Source organism: Sulfuritortus calidifontis (assembly GCF_003967275.1).
Classification (GTDB): Bacteria; Pseudomonadota; Gammaproteobacteria; order Burkholderiales; family Thiobacillaceae; genus Sulfuritortus; species Sulfuritortus calidifontis.
In genome coordinates this window covers 526,877-546,088 of the sequence record NZ_AP018721.1, presented here as the reverse complement: position 1 = coordinate 546,088, position 19,212 = coordinate 526,877, and the positions used below count along the sequence as shown (strand labels likewise).

Genomic DNA, 19,212 nt, shown 5'->3' with positions numbered 1-19,212 from the left:
CTTAGGCCTCCGCACGGGCGACTTTGTTGACGACTTGGATGGCGCGCAAGGCGGCGGCGGTGGCGCTCTGCACCGCCCGGTTCACATCCAGGGCATTGGTGGCGCAGCCGGCACCGAAGATGCCGGCGTTCTGCGGGTCGGCCATGATGAAGCCGGAGGAATCGGCCATCACCTCGGCCGGGATGTCCACCCCCTTGACCGACGGCTGCATGCCGACGGCGAGCACCACCAGGTCGTGCGGGTTGGAGTAGCGGACATAGCCTTCGGTATTGACGCCCCAGCACACCGGGTTGCGGTCCTTGTCCTCGCTGATGCGCGCGACCTTGGACTTGACGAAGCTGACGTTGGGGTTGGCCTTGACCTTGGCGTAGAAGTCCTCGAAGCGGTCGATGGCGCGGATGTCGATGTAGTAGATGGTCGACTTGCCCTCGTCGCCGTAGGCCTCCTGCACATAGTGGGTCTGCTTGAGCGAGCCCATGCAGCAGAAGCGCGAGCAGTGGCGCAGATGGTTCTCGTCGCGCGAGCCGGCGCATTGGATGAAGGCGATGTTCTTCGCCTCCTTGCCGTCGGACGGCCGCAGGATCTTGCCGCCGGTCGGGCCGTGCGGGTCGGCCAGGCGCTCGAACTCGACGTTGGTGATGACGTTGGGGAACTCGCCATAACGATACGGGGTGATCTTCTCCGCATCGTAGGGCTGCCAGCCGGTGGCCCAGACGATGGCGCCGGCCTTGAGGCTGACGGTCTCTTCCTTCTGGCCGAGGTCGATGGCGTTGTACTTGCAGGCGGCCTTGGCCTTGTCGGCGTCCGGGGTGCCGATGATCGAGGCATCCAAGACATAGCGCTGGGGATAGGCCATGGCGTGCGGCAGATAGGCCGCCTTGATCTTGCCCAGGTTGTAGTTGAAGGCGTCGTCGATCTCGGCCGTCACCACCTTGGCGCATTCGCCGCAGGCAGTGCAGTTCTCGTTGACAAAGCGCGGCGTGGTCTTCAGGTTGACCGTGTAATCGCCCTTGGTGCCGGAGATGCCGGTCACCTCGGCCATGGTCAGGACCTGGATGCGCGGATTGGCCTTGAGCCGGCGCAGATTGATTTCCAGGCCGCAAGTGGGATGGCACATCTTGGGGAAGTACCGGTAGAGCTGCGCGGTGCGACCGCCCAGGTACGGGTTCTTCTCCACCAGTACGACATGCTTGCCGGTTTCCGCCGCTTCGAGCGCCGCGGTCATGCCGGAGATGCCGCCGCCCACGACCAGGATGGTCTGGTTGGTCGCCACAACTGACGTCATGAATCGCCTCCGATGGGTGAAGACAGAAAATCGGGCAGCCCAGAATATATCGGGCTGAAGATGTCTCGAATGTTACTCGCAATGGCCCTGCTATTGGCCGGACATCAAGATCGAATGTGCTTATATGCAAATAGATTGCATAAATTGGACTGATGCGGAGGGTTTAAAAACCCGGTGACGCCAGGTGGCCTTGGTGACGACCGAAACGGCTGTCAGGAGTGGACGCTGACCGGCTGCGCGTTGCAGGCCTCGCCCTGCTCGGTCGGCACCGAACGAATCTCGAAACTGAGATCGACCAAGTCGGCCAGGATATAGGTCGGCGGCTTGCCGACACCGCCCACGGTACCCGGATTGATCAGATGGGTGACACCGCCCTTGACGTTGGCGACGGCATCGATGCTGACCTTGTGGTCGTGGCCGCAGCAGACCAGATCGTAGTCGCCGGTCAGCGCCAAGGCGGCGGCGTAATGCGGGTAATGCACCAGAAAAATCGCGCGCCCGGCCAGGTGCAGCACGGCATCCTGGCCGTGATAGCGCACCGGGCTGTCCGGCTCGGCCGCCAACCGGGTCATGCTGTAGAGGTCGCCGGTATTGTTGCCATGGATGACATGCACCGGCAGGCCGTATTTTTTCAGCACCCTGAGCGTGGTCGGCGCCACGACGTCGCCGCAGTGCAGCACGGCCTCGGCACCGCAGCGCGCGGCGTCCTCCACCGCGTGATCAAGCAGGCGGCGGTTATCGTGGCTGTCGGAGAGGATGCAGACTTTCATGGGAGTCGGCAGTATGCAGTCGTCAGCCGTCAATATCTGACGACTGCCAACTGATGACTGAGCACCTGGATTAGAACATCGGCTTCTCGGGCGCCACCTTGTAACGCTCGACGCCGGCGATGATCTCGGCGCGGGCCGCGTCGGCGCCGACCCAGCCTTCCACCTTCACCCACTTGTTGGGCTCCAGATCCTTGTAGTGCTCGAAGAAGTGGGCGATCTGGTTGAGCAACAGCGGCGGCAGGTCTTCCGGCTTCTGCACCTGGGTATAGAGGTTGCACAGCTTGTCGACCGGCACCGCGATCAGCTTGGCATCGACCCCGGCCTCGTCGGTCATCTTGAGCATGCCCACGGGGCGGCAGCGCACCACCACGCCGGTGATCAGCGGGATGGGCGTGATCACCAGGACGTCGACCGGGTCGCCGTCGTCGGACAGAGTGTGCGGGATGTAGCCGTAATTGCAGGGATAGTGCATGGCGGTGGACATGAAGCGGTCGACGAACATGGCGCCGGTTTCCTTGTCCACCTCGTACTTGATCGGCTCGCCGTGGGCGGGGATTTCAATGATGACGTTGAAGTCGTTCGGCACGTCGCGGCCGGAAGACACTCGATCCAGATTCATGCTTTCCTCGAAACAAAAACAGCCTAACGGCTGCCGGTCAAAACCCATTCAGCTCGCCTGAAACCGCCCGGTTGCTGGTACAATTGCGCCCCCAGGGAGACTCGCCTCATCCAGCATGCCCAACCAGGAAGAACTCGTCATTCGCGGCCTGACCAACGCCGGCAAGAAATTCCGCCCCAGCGACTGGGCCGAACGGCTCTGCGGCGTCTTCGCCACAATCGGGTCGGACAACCGCACCCGCTATTCCCCGTACATCTCCCCCATCACCCGCGAGGGTCTGTACTGCGTCGTGGTCAAGCGCCAGCTGGAAGAGGCGGACCCGATGGCGTTCCGGTTCTTGATGGATTTCGCCCGGGACAACGACCTGCAAGTGGTGGAAGGCCGCCACGTCCCCCGGGACTAAGAATGACGTACCGCCCGTCGGAACGGGCGGCAGGCTCAGAGCCTGCCTCACAAAATCCCGCGGGCGCGACGGCGGCGATTTTGATGCAGGCCGCGAAGCGCAACGCGCGGTTTGGTCATTCCAAACAAGCGGGGCGCGACAAAGGCATGCGGCAAAATCGCCCCGTCCCGAAGGGCTGCCGCCAGAAACGGCGTCTGCCGCGTTGCGGCGCTTGGCAATGGAACAACCATTGCCGGCGCACCGCGCCTTGCATCCATCCGTTTCTGGCGGCAACGCGCTCCGCGGGATTTTGTGAGACAGGCTCTCAGGCCATCGCCTTGATGGCGGCGGAGAGACGGCTCTTGTGGCGAGCAGCCTTGTTCTTGTGAACGATCTTCTTGTCGGCGATGCGGTCGATCACGCTCATCGAGGTCTGGAACAGGGCCTGAGCGGCGCCTTTGTCACCGGCCTCGATCGCCTTCTGAACCTTCTTCACCGCAGTGCGGTAAGCGGAACGCAGGGCCATGTTATGCAGGCGCTGCTTGGCGCTCTGACGGGCACGTTTCCGGGCCTGGGCACTGTTGGCCATAATTCGATACTCCTGTTGCCTGGACGCAATTGAAAGGCGCGGATTATATTGCCTTTGTTTAGGGCAGACAAGCCTAAATCACAACAGCCAACCAACGAAAACCAACGATAAGCCCATGAATCTGCTCAAAGCCCTTGCCGCCGTCAGCTCCATGACCCTGATCTCCCGCATCCTGGGCTTCGTCCGCGACGCCGTGATCGCCCGGGTCTTCGGCGCCGGCGCCGCCACCGATGCCTTCTTCGTCGCCTTCAAGCTGCCCAACCTGCTGCGCCGCCTGTTCGCCGAAGGCGCCTTCTCCCAGGCCTTCGTCCCGGTCCTGGCCGAATACAAGCACAAACGCGGGGTCGAGGCCACCCACGTCCTGGTCAACAAGGTCGCCACCGCCCTGTTCCTGGCCCTGATCGTGGTGGCCGGCCTCGGCATCCTGGCCGCCCCGCTGGTGGTGGCGATCAGCGCCCCGGGTTTCCTCGCCTCACCGGACAAGTTCGACCTCACGGTCGACCTCCTGCGCATCGTCTTTCCCTACATCCTGTTCATCTCGCTCACCTCGCTCGCCGCCGGCGTGCTCAACACCTACAGCCGCTTCTCGCTGCCGGCGCTCACCCCCGCCCTGCTCAATGTCGCCATGATCCTGGCCGCCACCGTGGCCGCGCCCTGGTTCGACCCGCCGGTGCTGGCCCTGGGCTGGGGCGCCTTCCTGGGCGGCCTCTTGCAGCTGGCCATCCAGCTGCCGGCCTTGAAGCGCCTGGGCCTGATCCCGCGCTGGGACCTCGACCTCAAGGACGAGGGCGTACGCCGCATCCTGAAGCTGATGGGCCCGGCCGCGGTCGGCGTCTCGGTCGCCCAGGTGTCTTTGCTGATCAACACCCTGTTCGCCTCCTTCCTGGTCACCGGCAGCGTGTCCTGGCTCTATTACGCCGACCGCCTGATGGAGTTCCCCACCGGCATGCTCGGCGTCGCCCTGGGCACCATCCTGCTGCCCAGCCTGGCCAAGCACTATGCCGACAACGACGGCGGCGAATATTCCCGCCTGCTCGACTGGGGCCTGCGCATGACCCTGCTCCTGGCCGCGCCCTCGGCCGTGGCCCTGGCCGTCCTGGCCGTGCCCTTGATCGCCACCCTGTTCTTCTACGGCGAATTCACCGTGCACGATGTCGAGATGACCCGCACCGCCCTGGTCGCCTACAGCGCCGGCCTGGTCGGCCTGATCCTGGTCAAGGTGCTCGCCCCCGGCTTCTACGCCCGGCAGAACATCCGCACCCCGGTCAAGATCGCCATCTTCACCCTGCTCGCCACCCAGGCGATGAACCTGATCTTCATCTGGCCGCTCAAGCACGCCGGCCTGGCCTTGGCCATCGGCCTGGGCGCCTGCATCAATGCCGGCATCCTGTTCCATCAATTGCGCAAGCAGCGGATCTACCAGCCGCAACCGGCCTGGGCGACCTTCCTGCTCAAGCTCGCCCTCGCCTTGCTGGCGATGGCGGCCGTGCTCTGGTTCGGCATGGGCAGCGAGGCGCAATGGCTGGGTTATCGCGCTGGCGAACGGGTGGCCCATTTGAGCGGACTGGTCGCGGGCGGCGCCGGCAGCTATTTCGCCACGCTCTGGCTGCTCGGCTTCAGGCCCAGCCAGTTCCGCCGGCGGGCCGCCGAATAGACGCGAATCCCGCCCGGCGGCTAAAATTCCAGTTTTTTCATAAACATATTCCCATGCGCATCACCCACGGCTGGCCCCATGCCTTGCGTCCGAACGCGGTCACCATCGGCAACTTCGATGGCGTCCATCTCGGGCATCAGGCCATGCTCGCGCGGCTGACCGCACGGGCCGCCTCGGTCGGCGCCCTGCCCACGGTGCTGACCTTCGAACCGCATCCGCGCGAGATCTTCACTCCCGCCGCCGCGCCGACCCGACTGACCTCGCTGCGGGAAAAACTGGAGATCCTGCGCAACCTGGGCGTGGCCCACGTCCACATCTGCCGCTTCACCCGCGCCTTCGCCGCCCTCTCCGCCGAGGACTTCGTCCGGCGCATCCTGGCCGAGGGCCTGAAGGCGCGCTATGTCCTGGTCGGCGACGACTTCCGCTTCGGCGCCAAGCGCGCCGGCGACCTGGCCCTGCTCAAGCAGATGGGCGCGCAGCTCGGCTTCGAGGCCGAGGCCCTGCCCACCGTGGCCGCGGCCGGCCAGCGCGCTTCGAGCACCGCCGTGCGCGAGGCCCTGGCCGCCGGCGACATGGCGCTGGCCGCCCAGCTCCTGGGCCGGCCCTACTCGATCTCCGGCCGGGTGATCGGCGGCGACAAGCTCGGCCGCAAGATCGGCTACCCCACGGCCAACATCCAGCTCAAGCACAACCGCCCGCCCATCGCCGGTATCTTCGCCGTGCGCGTGCAGGGCCTCGACACCCCCGACTGGCCGGGCGTCGCCAGCCTGGGCACCCGGCCCACGGTGCACGCCAACGGCCGAGCGACGCTGGAGGTCCACCTGTTCAATTTCGACCGCAGCATCTACCGCGACCACCTGCGGGTGGAGTTCCTGCACAAGCTGCGCGACGAAGCCAAATTCGACAGCCTGGAGGCCCTGGTCGCGCAGATCGACAAAGATGCGCAGCAGGCGAGGGAGCTGTTGAATGTGTGAGTTGGGCTTGGCTAACGATCGCCGTCATACGGTTATTGGAGCGCAGTTGGCCGGGGGCGCCCGGCAGCGCGTTACTTTCTTTGCTCGTGCAAAGAAAGCAACCAAAGAAAGCACGCCCCGCTTCGTCGCCCTTCGGGTGCCCAATTTTCCCGCGCCTGTTCGGGCGGCTGCGCAACTCGCCCTGCGGGCTCAGACAGTGCTCGCCGACACCCCCCGAACAGCCGCGAGAAAATTGGCGACTCAGAGGGGACTAGAGGGGGTGCTCGGAGCGCTTTATCCCCCTCTTCCGGAGCCAAGGATTTTGGCTTTGACTGGTGAAACCGAAGGCCAGCGAAAGCTGTCTGAGCGAAGCGAGTTCTTTCGCTGCCCAGGCAAAGCCAAAATCCTCGGGGTTTCGACGGCAGCGGGGCGGCCTTCTTTGGGTTACTTTTCTTGGCCGAGCAAGAAAAGTAACCCGCTGCCGGGCGGCCCCCGGCCAATCCACGCAGCACAACACTTGACTCGCCATTTCTAGCGAACAGCGCACCATGCCCGACTACAAAGACACGCTCAACCTGCCCGACACGCCCTTCCCCATGCGCGGCGACCTGCCCCGCCGCGAGCCGGGCTGGATCAAGCAGTGGCAGGAGAAGAAACTCTACGAAAAGATTCGCGCCCAGAGCGCCGGCCGACCCAAGTTCATCCTGCACGACGGTCCGCCCTACGCCAATGGCGACATCCACATCGGCCACGCGGTGAACAAGATCCTCAAGGACATCATCGTCAAATCGAAGACCCTGGATGGCTTCGACGCCCCCTATGTACCGGGCTGGGACTGCCACGGCCTGCCGATCGAGCTGATGGTGGAGAAGACCCACGGCAAGGACATCCCGGCCGCCAAGTTCCGCGAGCTGTGCCGCGAATACGCCGCGAGCCAGATCGAGCGGCAGAAGGCCGACTTCATCCGTCTGGGCGTGCTCGGCGACTGGGACAATCCCTATCGCACCATGGACTTCAGGTTCGAGGCCGACATCATGCGTAGCCTCGGCCGCATCTTCGAACGCGGCTATCTCTACCAGGGCGCCAAGCCGGTGCACTGGTGCGTCGATTGCGGCTCGGCCCTGGCCGAGGCCGAGGTGGAGTACGAGGACAAGACCTCGCCGGCGATCGACGTCGCCTTCCCCGTCGCCGACCTCACCGACCTCGCGAAACGCCTTGGCCTGCCCGCATTGAGCGAGCCGGCCTACCTGGTGATCTGGACCACCACGCCCTGGACCCTGCCGGCCAACCAGGCCGTGTGCGCCCACCCCGAGTTCATCTACGACCTGATCCAGACGCCCAAGGGCCTGCTCATCCTGGCCCGCGACCTGGCCGAGGCGGCGATCAATCGCTACGGCTTCGAGACGGTGGAGGTGGTCGGCCAGTGCACCGGCGAGCTGCTTGAAGGCTTAAAGCTCTTGCACCCCTTCTACGAGCGCCAGGTGCCGGTGATCCTGGGCGATCACGTCACGCTGGAGGCCGGTACCGGCCTGGTCCACACCGCACCCGGCCACGGCCTGGAGGACTACGTCGTCGGCATGCGCTACGGGCTCAAGGTCGACAACCCGGTCGGCAACGACGGCAGGTTCTATCCGGATACCCCCCTGGTCGGCGGTCAGTCGATCTGGGAGGGCAACAAGACCGTGCTGGCGACGCTCGAAGCGAACGGCCTGCTGCTCGCCCACGTCAAGCTGAGTCACAGCTACCCGCATTGCTGGCGGCACAAGACCCCGATCATCTTCCGCGCCACCCGCCAGTGGTTCATCGGCATGGAGGTCGCCGAGAAGGGCAACCCCGCCCTGCGCGACCTGGCCATGCAGGCGGTGGAGCAGACCCGCTTCTACCCGGCCTGGGGCCGCGAGCGGCTCACGGCGATGATCAAGAACCGGCCCGACTGGTGCGTCTCGCGCCAGCGCAACTGGGGCGTGCCGATGCCGCTGTTCGTGCACAAGGTGACCGGCGAGCCGCACCCGCGCAGCCTGGAACTCCTGGAGCAGGTCGCCCGCCGGGTCGAGAAGATCGGCATCGAGGCCTGGTTCAGCCTCGATGCGGCCGAATTCCTCGGCGCCGAGGCGAACGAGTACGAGAAGGTGAAGGACACCCTCGACGTCTGGTTCGATTCCGGCGTCACCCACGCCTGCGTGCTCAAGCAGCGGCCGGCGCTGGCCCATCCGGCCGACCTCTATCTCGAAGGCTCGGACCAGCATCGCGGCTGGTTCCAATCGAGCCTGCTCACCGGTTGCGCCACCGACGGCCACGCCCCCTACGGCGCCCTGCTCACCCACGGCTTCGTGGTCGACGGCAAGGGCCTGAAGATGTCCAAGTCCAAGGGCAACGTCATCGCGCCGCAGAAGGTGTCCGACAGCATGGGCGCCGAGATCCTGCGCCTGTGGGTGGCCACGACCGACTATTCGGGCGAGCTGTCGATCTCCGATGAAATCCTGAAACGCGTGGTCGAGGCCTATCGCCGCATCCGCAACACCCTGCGCTTCCTGCTGGCCAACACCGCCGATTTCGACATCGCGAAGGATGGCCTGCCGGTCCAGCAGTGGCTGGAGATCGACCGCTACGCCCTGGCCCTGACCCGCACCCTGCAGGCCGAGGTGGCCGGCGAATATCGCAACTACAGCTTCCATACCGCTGTGCAGCGCCTGCACAACTTCTGCTCGGAAGACCTCGGCGCCTTCTACCTCGACATCCTCAAGGACCGGCTCTACACCACGGCCAAGACCGGCCGCCCGCGCCGCTCGGCGCAGACCGCGCTGTGGCACATCACCCAGAGCCTGAGCCGGCTGCTGGCGCCCATCCTCTCCTTCACCGCGGAAGAGGTCTGGGCCCTGGTCGGCCACTCCGAGAGCGTCTTCCTCGACCAGTGGCATGTGCTGCCGGAGCAGGCCGACGAGGCCGTACTGCACGCGCGCTGGACCCGCCTGCGCGAACTGCGTGGCCTGGCGACCAAGCGGCTGGAAGAGCTGCGCGCCGAGGGCAAGCTCGGCTCCTCCCTGCAGGGTGAACTCAGCTTCCATGCCGATGGCGAGGATTACGCGCTGCTCAAGTCGCTGGGCGACGACCTGCGCTTCGTGCTGATCACCTCCAGCACCCGGGTGGTGCAGAGCGCGGGCGAGCCGCGGGTGGAGGCGGTGCCCAGCACGCATGGCAAATGCGAGCGCTGCTGGCACTACCGCGCCGATGTCGATGCCGATCCGGCACATCCCGGCCTATGCGGCCGCTGCGTGAGCAATCTGTTCGGCGAAGGCGAACCGCGTGAACACGCCTGACATCAGGGGTCAGAAGTCCGAAATCAGGAATCGGCAAAGTGGCCTGGCCTGGCTCTGGCTCGCCGCCCTGGTGCTGGTGCTCGACCAGATGACCAAGCTGGCGGTGATCCAGACCATGGCCCTGCACGACGCCATCCCGGTCACCGACTTTTTCAACCTGGTGCGCGCGCACAATACCGGCGCCGCCTTCAGCCTGCTGGCCGACCAGCCCGGCTGGCAGCGCATCTTTTTCCTCGCGATCGGTCTGGTCGCCAGCGGCGTCATTCTCCATCTGCTGCGCAAGACCCGGGGCCGGCCGCTGTTCTGCCTCGCGCTGGCCCTGATCCTGGGCGGCGCCGTGGGCAATGTGATCGACCGCCTCGCCTATGGCCACGTCGTCGACTTTCTCGATTTCCACCTGGGCGACTGGCATTGGCCGGCGTTCAACGTGGCCGATTCCGGCATCACCGTCGGCGCCGTCCTGCTGGTCTGGCAAAGCCTGCGCAAGCAACCATGAGCGAGTCAGCGCCCGCCGGCCTGCGCCTGAACGACCAGGTCACCCTGCACTACCGCATCCGCTGCCTGGAGCAGGAAGTGGCCAGCACCCATGAGACCGGGCCGGAGACCTTTCGCCTGGGCCAGGGCGAGATCGATCCCCGTCTGGAACTGTGCCTGACCGGGCTGCGCAAGGGCGAGCATCGCCTGTTCCAGTTGGCGCCCTGGCAGGCCTTCGGCGAGCGCCACGCGGAACTGGTGCAGCGCCTGCCGCGCAGCGACTTCCCGGCCGACATGGAACTCGCAGTCGACCATCTGGTCGATTTCGAGCTGCCCAATGGCGAGACCGTGCAAGGCCGCATCCTGGCGCTCGACGCCGACAGCGTGCAACTGGATTTCAACCACCCGCTGGCCGGCCTGCCGGTCGAATTCGAGGTGGAGATACTGGACATCGTGAAAGGCCACCCCCATGCCGAGTGAAATATTGCTGGCCAACCCGCGCGGGTTCTGCGCCGGGGTCGACCGCGCCATCGCCATCGTCGAGCGCGCCCTGGAAAAATTCGGCGCGCCGATCTACGTTCGGCACGAGGTGGTGCACAACCGATTCGTGGTGGAAAACCTCAAGACCAAGGGCGCCATCTTCATCGAGGACCTGGCCGACGTGCCCGACGGCGCCACCCTGATCTTCAGCGCCCACGGCGTGCCGCTGTCGGTGCGCGAGGAGGCGGCCCGGCGCGGCCTGACCGTGTTCGACGCCACCTGCCCGCTGGTGACCAAGGTCCATGTCGAGGTGAAGAAGCTGCGCGAACAGGGCTTCGAGATCATCATGATCGGCCACAAGGGCCACCCCGAGGTGGAGGGCACCATGGGCCAGAGCCAGGGCGGCATGTATCTGGTGGAGACACCGGATGACGTGGCCCGCCTTGAGGTGGCCGATCCCGAAAAGCTAGCCTATGTCACCCAGACCACGCTCTCGGTCGACGATGCCGCCCGCGTGGTCGAGGCGCTGCGCGCCCGCTTCCCCCGCATCGTCGGGCCGAAGAAGGACGACATCTGCTATGCCACGCAAAACCGGCAGGACGCGGTCAAGGTGCTGGCCAGGCAAAGCGACCTGGTGATCGTGGTTGGCTCGCCCAACAGTTCGAATTCCAATCGCCTGCGCGAGGTGGCCGCCAATCTGGGCGTGGCCGCCTACATGGTCGACAATGCCGACCAGATCGATCCGGCCTGGCTGGCCGGCAAGCAGAAGGTCGGCGTCACCGCCGGCGCCTCGGCCCCGGACGTGCTGGTCCAGGGCGTTATCGCCCGGCTGGGCGAATTGGGGGTCAAACGGGTCGAGCCGCTGGCCGGCATCGAGGAGAAGATCAATTTCCCGCTGCCGAAGGGCCTGGCGTAGGGTGCCCTTTGCGCACCAGACCAAATCGGCCCTAGGTGCACAAAATGCACCTTACCACCCAGATTCAGATGCGGTGCAGCACCATTTCCAGCACGAACTGGACGCCGACGTAGGCCAGCAATAGGCTGACAAAGCCGGCCAGGGTCCAGACGATTGCCCGCTGGCCGCGCCAGCCGTAACGCCGGCGCCCCCAGAGCAGGGCGGCGAAGGTCAGCCAGGACACCACGCCGAACACCGTCTTGTGGTTCAGCGGTAAGGGCTTGCCGAAGATCGCTTCCGAAAACACGATGCCGCTGACCAGGGTCAGGGTCAGCAACACGAAGCCGGCCTCGATCAGATAAAACAACATTCTTTCCAGCGTCAGCAAGGGCGGCAGACCGGCAACGATGGCCGGCGGCACCGGCTTGTGCAGGTGGTGGTCGGCCAGGGCGATCAGCACGGCATGCAGGGCGGCGATGGTGAAAAGGCTGTAGGCGGTCATCGCCATCAACAGGTGCAGGCGGAATATCGGCTGCTCGCTGTAGGGAATCATGTGGGCGGCCGGCAGCACGGCATGCAAGAGCACGCTGGCCCCGGCAAAGGCGAGGACGAAGGCGGTGAGCCCCGCGATGGGGTAGAGCCAGCAGGCCAGGCTGTAGATCAGCACCGTCAGCGCCGCGATGGCGGACAGCGAGCTGGCCAGACCCAGGCTGACCCCGCCGGCGCCCAGGACGTCCTGCTGCAGCAGGACAAGATGCAGGGCCAGCGGCGCCAGGGGCAGCAGTCGGCTCCAGGTCCGGTTACGCTCGCCCGGACGGCCCGGCCAGAGCCAGGCCGCCAAGCCCAGGTAGGCAAATGCGGCAATCAGATAAAGCGCAGTGTCCGGCATAAGGGCATCGAGGAAATTTGTTAGACTTTGGCAGTTTAACGCATCACCATCCTCCGATCATGTTCGACAACCTCTCCCAGCGCCTCGGCGCCGTCGTCAAAAACCTGCGCGGCCAGGGCCGGCTGACCGAATCCAACATCCAGGACGCCCTGCGCGAGGTGCGCGTGGCCCTGCTCGAGGCCGACGTCGCCCTGCCCGTGGTGCGCGACTTCATCGCCCGGGTGAAGGAACGGGCGCTGGGCCAGGACGTGCTCTCCAGCCTGACCCCGGGCCAGATGCTGATCGGCATCGTGCAGAAGGAACTGGCCGCGCTGATGGGCGAGCAGGCGGCGCCGCTCTCCTTCGCCGCCCAGCCGCCGGTGGTCTATCTGATGGCCGGCCTGCAGGGCGCCGGCAAGACCACCTCGAGCGGCAAGCTGGTGCGCATGATCCGGGCCCAGGGCAAGAAGAAGGTGCTCCTGGTCAGCTGTGACGTCTACCGCCCGGCCGCCATCGAGCAATTGAAGACCGTGGCCGCCCAGGCCGAGGCCGACTTCTTCCCCTCCTCGCCCGACCAGAAGCCGCTCGACATCGCCCTGGCCGCGCTCGACTACGCCCGCCGCCACTTCTTCGACGTGCTCATCGTCGACACCGCCGGCCGCCTGCACGTGGACGAGGCGATGATGCAGGAGATCCGCGAGCTGCATGCGGCGCTCAAGCCGGTCGAGACCCTGTTCGTGGTCGACGCCATGCAGGGCCAGGACGCGGTCAACACCGCCAAGGCCTTCGGCGACGCCCTGCCGCTGACCGGCATCATCCTGACCAAGCTCGATGGCGACGCCCGCGGCGGCGCCGCCCTCTCGGTGCGCCAGATCACCGGCAAGCCGATCAAGTTCGTCGGCGTGGGCGAGAAGCTTTCCGGCATCGAGGTCTTCCACCCCGAGCGCATGGCCTCGCGCATCCTGGGCATGGGCGACGTGCTCTCCCTGATCGAGGAGGCGCAGAAGGGCGTCGACCAGGCCGAGGCGATCAAGGTCGCCAAGAAGCTCAAGACCGGCAAGGGCTTCGACCTCGACGACTTCAAGAGCCAGATCCAGCAGATGCAGAAGATGGGCGGCCTGGGCGGCCTCATCGACAAGCTGCCGGGCATGGGCCAGCTCAAGGCCGGCGACCTGGCCCAGGGCGAAAAACAGATGCGCCGGATCGAGGGCATCATCAATTCCATGACCCCCAAGGAACGGCAGCAGCCCGAGATCATCAAGGCCTCGCGCAAGCGCCGCATCGCCGCCGGGGCCGGGGTGCAGGTGCAGGACGTCAATCGCCTGCTGACCCAGTTCGAGCAGATGCAGAAGATGATGAAGACCTTCTCCAAGGGCGGCATGGCCAAGATGATGCGGGGCATGAAGGGCATGCTGCCGGGGATGCCTCGCTAAACCATTGAAAGCAATGGGTTTTCAGATTTCACCGGCAGGACGAGGCCCCGCCTTGCCGGACAAAACCGCCGACAAAACATAAGCTTGCCCACCCCCCTGGCTTTCGCGTAGAATCCGAGGTTTTCCGTTTTCGGTTTGCCGCCTGGTTTGGCGGTAATTTAACAAAGGTTAGGAACACATCATGGTCGTGATCCGTCTTGCTCGCGGCGGCGCCAAAGGGCGTCCCTTCTACAACATCGTGGTGGCCGATTCCCGCTGCCGCCGTGACGGCCGCTTCATCGAGCGCATCGGTTTCTACAACCCAGTCGCTTCCGGCAAGGAAGAAGGCCTGCGCGTGAACAGCGAGCGTCTGGCCTACTGGCAGGGCAATGGCGCCCAGGTCTCCGACACCGTGGCCCGTCTGGTGCGCAGTGGCCAGGCCAAAGCCGCCTGAAGACCTAGTCGTAATGGGGCGGGTGGCCGCCCCCTACGCAATACGCGGCTGGATCAAGGTCCAGCCCTTTACCGAATACCTCGACAGCCTGCTGGACTATCCGGTCTGGCGGCTGGGCAAGAAGACGGGCTGGCAGGAATACCGCGTCCTTGACGCCAGGATCCACAGCAACAGCCTGATCGCCCAGCTGGAAGGCGTGAACGACCGCAGCCAGGCCGAGGCCCTGCAGGGCCTGGAGATCGCGGTGGCCCGGGACGAACTGCCCGAGGCCGAGGAAGGCGAGTATTACTGGGACGACCTCATCGGCCTCGACGTGGTCAACCTGGACGGGGTGAACCTGGGGAAGGTCACCGGCCTCTTGGAAACCGGGGCCCACGACGTGCTCGAGGTCGAAGGCGAACGGCCGCGGCTGATTCCCTTCACCGAGCCGATCGTGGTGGAGGTCGACCTGAAGGCCGGTCGCATCAAGGTCGACTGGGGCGCGGACTACTGACGTGAAGCCGCATTATCACGTCATCACGCTGTTCCCCGAGATGTTCACGGCGCTGAGCGGGTTCGGCGTTAGCGGCCGGGCCTTGCGCAACGGCCTGTGCGACCTGAAGTTGTGGGATCCGCGCGAGTTCACGCAGGATGCCTACCGCACGGTGGACGACCGGCCCTTCGGCGGCGGCCCCGGCATGTTGATGCTGGCCGAGCCGCTGGATTTGGCCCTGACCGCGGCCAAGACGGCGCTGCGGGCGGCAGGCGTGGACCAGTCGCGCATGGTGTATCTCTCGCCCCAGGGGCGGCGGCTAGACCATGCGCTGGTGCTGGAACTGGCGACCGAACCGGGCCTGATTCTGCTGGCCGGCCGCTACGAGGGCATCGACGAACGGGTGTTTCAGCGCCATCCGCTTGAGGAGGTGTCGATCGGCGACTATGTCCTCTCCGGCGGCGAGCTGCCGGCGATGGTGCTGCTCGACAGCGTGATCCGGCACCTGCCCGGCGCGCTGGGCGATGCCGATTCGGCCAAGGAAGATTCCTTCGCCGACGGCCTGCTCGATTGCCCGCACTACACCCGGCCCGAGGATTACCAGGGGCTGAAGGTGCCGCCGGTGCTGCTCAGCGGCAACCACGCCGCGATCCGGCGCTGGCGCCTGAAGCAGGCCCTGGGCCGCACCTGGCAGCGCCGGCCGGACCTGCTGCAAGACCGCAGGCTGAGCCCGGAAGAACAGGATTTGCTCGACGAGTTTCGCCGAGCGCAGGAAGCAGGCGGGAATGACCCGGCCTGATGAAGAAACGGTGTGCATGTCTTGCGAGACCTCTGGCACCAACAATGTGAAAGGAAGCAGCAATGAACCTGATCGAACAACTGGAACAGGAAGAGATCGCCCGCCTGGGCAAGACCCTGCCCGACTTCGCGCCCGGCGACACCGTGGTGGTGCAGGTAAAGGTGAAGGAAGGCAACCGCGAGCGTCTGCAGGCCTATGAGGGCGTGGTCATCGCCAAGAAGAACCGCGGCCTGAACTCCGCCTTCACCGTGCGCAAGATCTCCGCCGGCGAGGGCGTCGAGCGTACCTTCCAGACCTACTCCCCGCTGGTGGCCGCCGTCGAGGTGAAGCGTCGCGGCGACGTGCGCCGCGCCAAGCTGTACTACCTGCGCGAGCGTTCCGGCAAGTCGGCCCGGATCAAGGAAAAGCTGTCCTCCGCCAAGAAGGACTGACCGGTTCCCTGCCAGCTCCAAGCAAAAGGTCGCTCCCCGGAGCGGCCTTTTTCATTTCGGCGGGCCCTTGAGCCTCTGCGGGGCGTCGACCAGCCACTCCACCCGCTCCCCCGCCGACAGCCGCTGGCCGGTCACCAGCATCTGCAGGGCGCACAGTCGCATGAGAATCCGATCCCGCTGCTCCATCAGCTGGGGCAGACGGGCACGCGCCTTTTGCACCTGCTCGGCCGCCATCAAGCCCAGGATTTCGTGCCCGATGCGGTGCACCTCTTCGTGGATCGCCTCGATCTCGATGAATTCCGCCAGCTTGCCATAGCGCTGCCGGCCTTCGCCGTAATACCAACGGCCAAAGCGGCAGTGATGGTTGTCTTCCACTTCCCGCATCTCGAGATAGGGCGACTCGCCCTCGACGTAGCGAGTGATCTGCTTGATCCAGCGGTAGTGCTCGCTTTGCGCCACCAGCAAAGGAAAATCCGCGTAATCCCAAGGCACGTCGGCCCAGATCGACCATTGGGGGTCGGGTTGGAAGCGGCGGCACCAACCGGCCACCTCGGCCGCCGGCATGGGGCGGGCGATGCCATAGCCCTGGGCCTGGTCGCAGCCCAGGCGCATCAGCATCACGCCGTGCTCTGGGGTCTCCACCCCTTCGCCGACCACGCGCAGCCGGAAGATGCGGGCCAGGCTGACGATGCCCTCGACGATGGCCAGGTCCTCCGAGTTGTCGAGCAATTCACGGATGAAGGTCTGGTCGATCTTGACCACATCGACGGGCAGACGCTTGAGGTAGGACAGCGAGGCATAGCCGGTGCCGAAATCGTCGAGGGCGAAATCGACGCCCATCACCCTGCAGGCATTGATCACGTCGTGCATGCCGCTCACGTCTTCCAGGGCGGCCGATTCCAGGATCTCCAACTCCAGCCGCCCGGGATGGACCTCTGGATGCTGCAGCAGTTGCAGACGCAGATCCTCGACGAAACCCGGCCACTGCAGCTGGCGTGCCGCGACGTTGACCGAAACCTTGAGGTCCAAGCCGGCGCGCAGCCAGGCCTGGAGCTGATCGAGCGCCTCGGACAGCACCCGGCGGCCGATTTCGATGATGACCGGGTCATGCTCCGCCAGCGGCAGGAACTTGGCCGGCGGCAACAAGCCGAGCGAGGGGTGCTGCCAGCGGATCAGAGCCTCGACGCCGATCACCCGCCCGGCGCGCATGTCAACCCGGGGCTGGTAATGCAGAACGAACTCGCCGTCCCGAAGGGCGGAGCGGATGCGTTCCAATTCATGCATCCGCGCCTCGACCAGCCGGTCTTCCCGGCTGTCGAACAGCTTGAACCGTCCGCGCCCGGCCCGCTTGGCCATGTACATGGCCTGGTCGGCGTGGCGGATCAAGAGCTCCGGCTCGGCCTGATCCAGCGGGTAGAGACTGACCCCGATGCTGGCGGAAACGGATAGCTTCAGCTCGCCGATCTGGCAGGGGGTCTCGATGGCCTCGATGACGCGCGACACCGTCTGCTCCATCTCCTCGACATCCTGGACATCGGTGATGAGCAGGACGAATTCGTCGCCACCCAGCCGGGCCACGGTATCGACGCCGCGTAGTTTGGCCTTCAACCGCGCCGCGATCTCGATCAGCAGCTTGTCGCCGATGTGGTGACCGTAGTTGTCGTTGATCGGCTTGAAACCGTCGAGGTCGAGGAAGCAGACGGCGAGCAAGCGGCCGGAGCGGTCGGCCTGGGCCATGGCCTGCTGCAGGCGATCGGCCAGCAGCACCCGGTTGGGCAGGTGGGTCAGCGCGTCGAAATGGGCCAGCTGCTCCAGCTTGTCCTGGCTTTGGCGCAGATCGGTGACGTCGCTGAACACCCCGACATAGCGCACGACCTCGCCAGCCGCATTGCGAATGGCCGTGATATCGAGCAGCTCGACATAGAACTCGCCACTCTTGCGTCGGTTCCAGATTTCGCCCTGCCAATGCCCGGTCTCATCGATCTGCTTCCACATCGCCTGATAGAAGGCACGATCGTGTCGGCCGGACTGCAGCATGCGCGGATTGCGGCCCACGGCCTCCTCGCGGCTGTAGCCGGTGACGCGGGTAAAGGCGGTATTGACTTCGAGGATGCGGCCTTGGGCATCGGCAATCACGATGCCATCGTTGGAATGCTCGAACACACTGGCCGCCAGATGCAATTGCCCCTCCGCCTCGGCCCGCGCCGCCGCTTCGCGTTCCAGCTTTTCGGCATGCCAGCGAATATCGCCTAACTGCGACTGGATCACATGGTTGAGCCGCTGGAAGCGACCGATCACTAACAGGGCGAGCAACAGGGCGGCAACCAGCGCGGTGAAGATTGCCGCCTCGTACTGATGGACGACATCCCATAGGGAGAAACGCTGCGGCCCGTCGTAGGGCGGCTGGCGCAGCTCACGCATCAGGTCATGTACCGACTGGTAGTCATCCGGGATCGTCCAGCCGTAATAGCCACCTCGGCGTGCCGCCTGCTCGGTCGGCGCCATGCCGAGCAAGGCCACGGCAACACGCCCGGCCAGCTCACTATCGGTGTGGGGGCAGGCGGAAAACGGCCATTCGGGGTAGAGCTGGGTCGACAGCCGCAGCGGGAAACCCGGCCGATACTGGGCATTGAGAATGCGGAAATCCGCCAGCCGGATCCGGCCTTCGTGGGCCATCTCCTCGAGGATGCCGGTGCGGACGAAACCGGCCGCCGCCCGACCGGTAGCCACGTCCATCACCACGGCATCCTGCGGTTCGCCACGGAAATAGATGCTGACGTCACGCTCGAGATCGATCCCGGCCCGTTGCAACTCGGCGGCCTGGGCATGGTAGCCGCCCAGCCAGCTCGATCCCACGGCGGCAATGCGACGCCCCTTCAGATCGGCCAGGCCGCGAATCTCCGGATGCGTTTCGGCATGGACCAGGATCACCCCGCCGAACTGGTGCAGGGCATGGCCACCCGCCGCATTGACCAGGGTGGCGATGCGGCGCACCCGATGACTCGCTTCCAGCGCGACGTAATGCGACGGATTGGTCAGGACGAAATCGAGGCGGCCGCCGGCCACGGCCTGCGTCAGCCGCTCGGTATCCAGCGCCTCGACCCGGAAATGATAACCGGGCGATTGCCGACTCAGATAATCGGCGGTGGGCTGCCAGTCCGCGCGCGTTTGCTCCGGCGAACGCAGGGTCTGGACGCCGATGACCACCTCCCGCAAAAACCGTTCCGGCTCGGCAGTGAAGGCCGGCGTCGGCCAGCCGACGAACAAGGCCAGGGCATGGAGCAAGACCCTGCCGGAATGCCTCCGCAAGAAGGGATAAACGGACAAGTTCAAGTGGGGAGGCCCGATAAGCGCCGGC

The 19,212-nt window shown here is 65.5% G+C and carries 18 protein-coding genes; 12 read left to right on the top strand and 6 right to left on the bottom strand.

What is annotated here, in order from left to right; translation table 11 throughout:
• Position 1: 1 nt before the first annotated feature.
• From EL388_RS03015 to ppa, 3 genes are all read right to left on the bottom strand, one after another.
• Positions 2-1,285: a CoB--CoM heterodisulfide reductase iron-sulfur subunit A family protein gene (locus EL388_RS03015; protein WP_126459391.1), complete on the bottom strand. Its 1,284-nt coding sequence runs from the start codon at positions 1,283-1,285 to the stop codon at positions 2-4.
• A 212-nt stretch (positions 1,286-1,497) separates the two neighbouring features.
• Positions 1,498-2,055, bottom strand: coding sequence for a metallophosphoesterase family protein (locus EL388_RS03010; RefSeq protein ID WP_126459388.1), 558 nt, complete (start codon positions 2,053-2,055; stop codon positions 1,498-1,500).
• Between the two features lie 70 nt (positions 2,056-2,125).
• Entirely contained in the window at positions 2,126-2,674 is a 549-nt protein-coding gene (gene ppa, locus EL388_RS03005; protein WP_126459385.1) for an inorganic diphosphatase, read from the bottom strand.
• 115 nt (positions 2,675-2,789) lie between these two features.
• Between ppa and EL388_RS03000 the strand changes: the two genes are divergently transcribed.
• Positions 2,790-3,077 carry a DUF3579 domain-containing protein gene (locus EL388_RS03000; protein ID WP_126459382.1) on the top strand — a complete coding sequence of 96 codons (288 nt, stop codon included), beginning with the start codon at positions 2,790-2,792 and terminating at the stop codon, positions 3,075-3,077.
• A 304-nt stretch (positions 3,078-3,381) separates the two neighbouring features.
• On the opposite strand, the gene rpsT is transcribed toward EL388_RS03000, so the two are convergent.
• Complete coding sequence (rpsT, locus tag EL388_RS02995) at positions 3,382-3,645, bottom strand: 30S ribosomal protein S20 (protein ID WP_126459379.1); 264 nt, start codon at positions 3,643-3,645, stop codon at positions 3,382-3,384.
• 115 nt (positions 3,646-3,760) lie between these two features.
• Between rpsT and murJ the strand changes: the two genes are divergently transcribed.
• The 6 genes from murJ to ispH all read left to right on the top strand — a co-directional run bounded on the left by murJ (position 3,761) and on the right by ispH (position 11,439).
• Positions 3,761-5,299, top strand: a complete 1,539-nt coding sequence (gene murJ, locus EL388_RS02990) for a murein biosynthesis integral membrane protein MurJ (protein WP_126459376.1) — start codon at positions 3,761-3,763, stop codon at positions 5,297-5,299.
• Positions 5,300-5,352: 53 nt separating this feature from the next.
• The gene (locus EL388_RS02985) at positions 5,353-6,273 is read left to right on the top strand and encodes a bifunctional riboflavin kinase/FAD synthetase (protein ID WP_126459373.1); all 921 of its coding nucleotides are present in this window, start codon (positions 5,353-5,355) and stop codon (positions 6,271-6,273) included.
• Between the two features lie 527 nt (positions 6,274-6,800).
• Complete coding sequence (gene ileS / locus EL388_RS02980) at positions 6,801-9,569, top strand: isoleucine--tRNA ligase (RefSeq protein WP_126459369.1); 2,769 nt, start codon at positions 6,801-6,803, stop codon at positions 9,567-9,569.
• Positions 9,556-10,065, top strand: coding sequence for a signal peptidase II (lspA, locus tag EL388_RS02975; RefSeq protein ID WP_126459367.1), 510 nt, complete (start codon positions 9,556-9,558; stop codon positions 10,063-10,065). Before ileS ends, lspA begins: the two co-directional genes overlap by 14 nt.
• Positions 10,062-10,523: an FKBP-type peptidyl-prolyl cis-trans isomerase gene (locus tag EL388_RS02970; protein WP_126459364.1), complete on the top strand. Its 462-nt coding sequence runs from the start codon at positions 10,062-10,064 to the stop codon at positions 10,521-10,523. The genes lspA and EL388_RS02970 overlap by 4 nt, the downstream gene beginning before the upstream one ends.
• A complete protein-coding gene (ispH, locus tag EL388_RS02965) occupies positions 10,513-11,439 on the top strand; it encodes a 4-hydroxy-3-methylbut-2-enyl diphosphate reductase (RefSeq protein WP_126459361.1) in 927 nt (308 codons plus the stop codon). Before EL388_RS02970 ends, ispH begins: the two co-directional genes overlap by 11 nt.
• 64 nt (positions 11,440-11,503) lie before the next feature.
• Here the strand turns inward: ispH and EL388_RS02960 are convergent, their stop codons facing one another.
• Positions 11,504-12,307 (bottom strand): cytochrome C assembly family protein, encoded by an 804-nt coding sequence (locus EL388_RS02960; protein WP_126459358.1) that lies wholly within the window; start codon positions 12,305-12,307, stop codon positions 11,504-11,506.
• Between the two features lie 59 nt (positions 12,308-12,366).
• On the opposite strand from EL388_RS02960, the gene ffh reads away from it, so the two are divergent.
• The 5 genes from ffh to rplS all read left to right on the top strand — a co-directional run bounded on the left by ffh (position 12,367) and on the right by rplS (position 15,854).
• The gene (gene ffh, locus EL388_RS02955) at positions 12,367-13,719 is read left to right on the top strand and encodes a signal recognition particle protein (protein WP_126459354.1); all 1,353 of its coding nucleotides are present in this window, start codon (positions 12,367-12,369) and stop codon (positions 13,717-13,719) included.
• Between the two features lie 181 nt (positions 13,720-13,900).
• Positions 13,901-14,152 (top strand): 30S ribosomal protein S16, encoded by a 252-nt coding sequence (gene rpsP, locus EL388_RS02950; protein ID WP_126459350.1) that lies wholly within the window; start codon positions 13,901-13,903, stop codon positions 14,150-14,152.
• Positions 14,153-14,165: 13 nt separating this feature from the next.
• Entirely contained in the window at positions 14,166-14,645 is a 480-nt protein-coding gene (rimM, locus tag EL388_RS02945; protein WP_232019164.1) for a ribosome maturation factor RimM, read from the top strand.
• A 1-nt stretch (position 14,646) separates the two neighbouring features.
• Entirely contained in the window at positions 14,647-15,423 is a 777-nt protein-coding gene (trmD, locus tag EL388_RS02940; RefSeq protein ID WP_197721812.1) for a tRNA (guanosine(37)-N1)-methyltransferase TrmD, read from the top strand.
• A gap of 62 nt (positions 15,424-15,485) precedes the next feature.
• Positions 15,486-15,854, top strand: a complete 369-nt coding sequence (gene rplS, locus EL388_RS02935; RefSeq protein WP_126459344.1) for a 50S ribosomal protein L19 — start codon at positions 15,486-15,488, stop codon at positions 15,852-15,854.
• A 51-nt stretch (positions 15,855-15,905) separates the two neighbouring features.
• Here rplS and EL388_RS02930 read toward each other — a convergent pair whose 3' ends face one another.
• Positions 15,906-19,139: an EAL domain-containing protein gene (locus EL388_RS02930; protein WP_165919078.1), complete on the bottom strand. Its 3,234-nt coding sequence runs from the start codon at positions 19,137-19,139 to the stop codon at positions 15,906-15,908.
• Positions 19,140-19,212 lie beyond the last annotated feature (73 nt).